The organism is Streptomyces mayonensis (assembly GCF_018982965.1).
In the GTDB taxonomy this organism is placed as follows: domain Bacteria; phylum Actinomycetota; class Actinomycetes; order Streptomycetales; family Streptomycetaceae; genus Streptomyces; species Streptomyces mayonensis.
The window spans coordinates 1-3,176 of sequence record NZ_JACBYP010000241.1; the positions used below are offsets into that span (position 1 = coordinate 1).

2 protein-coding genes are annotated in these 3,176 nt (G+C 72.2%); both read right to left on the reverse strand.

Going from position 1 to position 3,176, the window contains the following annotated elements; all coding sequences use genetic code 11:
* Positions 1-77 precede the first annotated feature (77 nt).
* Entirely contained in the window at positions 78-1,607 is a 1,530-nt protein-coding gene (locus tag HZS56_RS37560; RefSeq protein ID WP_216725285.1) for an aldehyde dehydrogenase family protein, read from the reverse strand.
* 361 nt (positions 1,608-1,968) lie between these two features.
* A complete protein-coding gene (locus tag HZS56_RS37565) occupies positions 1,969-2,958 on the reverse strand; it encodes a malate dehydrogenase (RefSeq protein ID WP_216725286.1) in 990 nt (329 codons plus the stop codon).
* Positions 2,959-3,176: the final 218 nt, after the last annotated feature.

Here is a 3,176-nt window from a genome sequence, read left to right on the forward strand (position 1 = left end):
GGCGCGGGTGGGGTGGTGCGGGTGGTGCGCGGGTGGGCCGGCCGGTGACCGGGCGGGTCGGCCGGTGACCGGGCGGGTCAGCCGGTGAACCAGCGGACGGGCTTCGGCGCCAGGTTCTGGTAGACGTGCTTGCTCTCGCGGTACTCGGCCAGGCCCGCGGGCCCCAGCTCGCGGCCGACGCCGCTCTTGCCGAAGCCGCCCCACTCCGCCTGCGGCAGGTAGGGGTGGAAATCGTTGATCCACACGGTGCCGTGCCGCAGCCGGCCCGCGACCCGGCGGGCCCGTCCCGCGTCGGCGGTCCAGACGGCACCGGCCAGACCGTACTCGGTGTCGTTGGCCAGGGCCACGGCCTCGTCCTCGGTACGGAAGGTCTCGACGGTGAGGACCGGTCCGAAGACCTCCTCCCGTACGACCCGCATGTCGCGGTGGCAGTGGTCGAGAACGGTCGGCTCGTAGAAGTAGCCGGACTCGGGACGCCGGGGCGACGGCTCGGGGCGCTTGCCGCCGCAGCGCAGTTCGGCGCCCTCGGCGAGCGCGGAGGCGACGTAGTCCTCGGTCCTGGCGCGCTGCTGCTCGGAGACGAGCGGCCCGCACTCGACGCCGTCCTCGGTACCGCGGCCCAGACGGATCCTGCGGGCGCGGCGGACGAGTTCGGCGACGAAGCGTTCGCGGACCGACTCCTCGACGATGAGCCGGCCGCCCGCGGAGCAGACCTGCCCGCTGTGGATGAAGGCGGCGTTGAGGGCCTGGTCGACGGCGGTGTCGAAGCCCTCCTCGGTCTCGCAGGCGTCGGCGAAGACGACGTTGGGGTTCTTGCCGCCGAGTTCGAGGGCGACCTTCTTGACGGTGACGGCGGCGGCCTGGGCGACCTTGGTGCCGCTGATCAGACCGCCGGTGAAGGAGACCAGGTCGACGCCGGGGTGCTCGGCGAGCCGGGCGCCGACGGTGTGGCCGGGGCCGGTGACGATGTTGGCGACGCCGGCGGGGAGCCCGGCCTCGGCCAGCAGGTCGATCAGGGCGATCGTGGTCAGGGGGGTGATCTCGCTGGGCTTGATCACGAAGGTGTTGCCGGCGGCGAGCGCGGGAGCGATCTTCCAGCTGGCCTGGAGGAGGGGGTAGTTCCAGGGTGTGATCATCGCGCAGACGCCGACGGGCTCGTACACGACGACGCTGTGGATGTCGGGCGATCCGGCGTCGACGACGCGGCCGGCGCCCTCGCCGGCGACCAGGTCCGCGAAGTAGCGGAAGGCGTCGGCGACGCAGTCGATGTCGACGCGGCCCTCCTCCACGGTCTTGCCGGCGTCGCGGCTCTCCAGCAGGCCGAGCGACTCGCGGTCGCGTACGAGGAGGTCGGCGACGCGGCGCAGCACGGCGGCGCGGTCGGCGACGGGGGTCTGCGGCCAGTCGCCCGTGTCGAAGGCGCGCCGGGCGGCGGCGACCGCGAGGTCGGTGTCCTGCTCGTCGCCCTCCGCGACCACGGCGAAGGGCCGGGCGTCCGCGGGGTCGAGGATCTCGCGGGTGGCGCCGGAGGACGCGGCCAGCCACTCGCCTCCCGCGTGAATGGTCCGCTGCGCCCGCTGCGCGGCGGTTTCGGTGCTCTTCGCCATGGTTGTTTACTGCCTTCCGCTCCTGATCAACCCCTGCGTCACACGCGTGTCACCGCCGGGGACCGTGAGCCCCTGCCCCACGGCCGCCGGTACATGCCGAATCGGTCATGAAAGTGCGGCTCATCACTGAGGAAAGGGGTGAACCGGAGCATATGGGTGCACCGGGGAGGAGGGGAACGGGGGCGGGGAAAAACGCCGGACGGGAGCGGAGCCGGGGCGCGGGGGACAGGGCAGCGGGACAACGGGGCAAAGGGGCAAAGGGGCGGACGGGCGAGGAACGGGAACGGGCCCCGTGCCGGTCGGAACCGGAACGGGGCCCGTGTGCGGGGCGCCGGAGCCGCGAGGGGCTGTCCGGGCTGGATCAGATGAGGCCGAGACCGCGGACCGCCTCGCGCTCCTCCGACAGCTCCTTGACGGAGGCGTCGATGCGGGCGCGGGAGAACTCGTTGATGTCCAGGCCCTGGACGATCTCGTACGAGCCGTCCTTGGTAGTGACCGGGAAGGAGGAGATGATGCCCTCCGGGACGCCGTAGGAGCCGTCCGACGGGATGCCCATGGAGGTCCAGTCGCCGTCGGCGGTGCCGTTGACCCACGTGTGGACGTGGTCGACGGCGGCGTTGGCGGCGGAGGCGGCCGAGGAGGCGCCGCGGGCCTCGATGATGGCGGCGCCGCGCTTGGCGACGGTCGGGATGAACTCGTCGGCCAGCCACTTCTCGTCGTTGACGGTCTCGGCGGCGTTCTTGCCGCCGATGGTGGCGTGGAAGATGTCCGGGTACTGGGTGGCGGAGTGGTTGCCCCAGATGGTCAGGCGCTTGATGTCGGCGACCGTCGAGCCCGTCTTCTTCGCCAGCTGGGTCAGGGCACGGTTGTGGTCCAGGCGGGTCATCGCGGTGAAGCGCTCGGCCGGTACGTCCGGGGCGGCGGCCTGGGCGATCAGGGCGTTGGTGTTGGCCGGGTTGCCCACGACGAGGACCTTGATGTCGTCCGCGGCGTGGTCGTTGATGGCCTTGCCCTGCGGCTTGAAGATGCCGCCGTTGGCCTCGAGGAGGTCGCCGCGCTCCATGCCCTTGGTGCGGGGGCGGGCGCCGACGAGGAGGCCGACGTTGGCGCCGTCGAAGGCCACGTTCGGGTCGTCGGTGATCTCGATGCCCTGGAGCAGCGGGAACGCGCAGTCGTCCAGCTCCATCGCGGTGCCCTCGGCGGCCTTGAGCGCCGGGGTGATCTCCAGGAGGCGCAGCTTGACCGGCACGTCCGCGCCGAGCAGCTGGCCGGAGGCGATGCGGAAGAGCAGGGCGTAACCGATCTGGCCGGCCGCGCCGGTGACGGTGACGTTCACGGGAGTGCGAGTCATGGCGTTCTCCGTATGACAGCTGGCGGTGGGGCGTCCCGGCCCCGGGCGTTTGATCGATCTCTTGGTATCAAGAGATCCATCCAGCCGTCAGGCTATCGCGCCCTCCGTGTCCGGCACGTCCGGGTCGGTGTGGCCCGGCCCACAGGCCAGGGGGTCCCCGCCACCGGTAACACCCGCACGTGTGAGGGGGGGAGGCGGGGACCCCCTGGCCTGTGGGC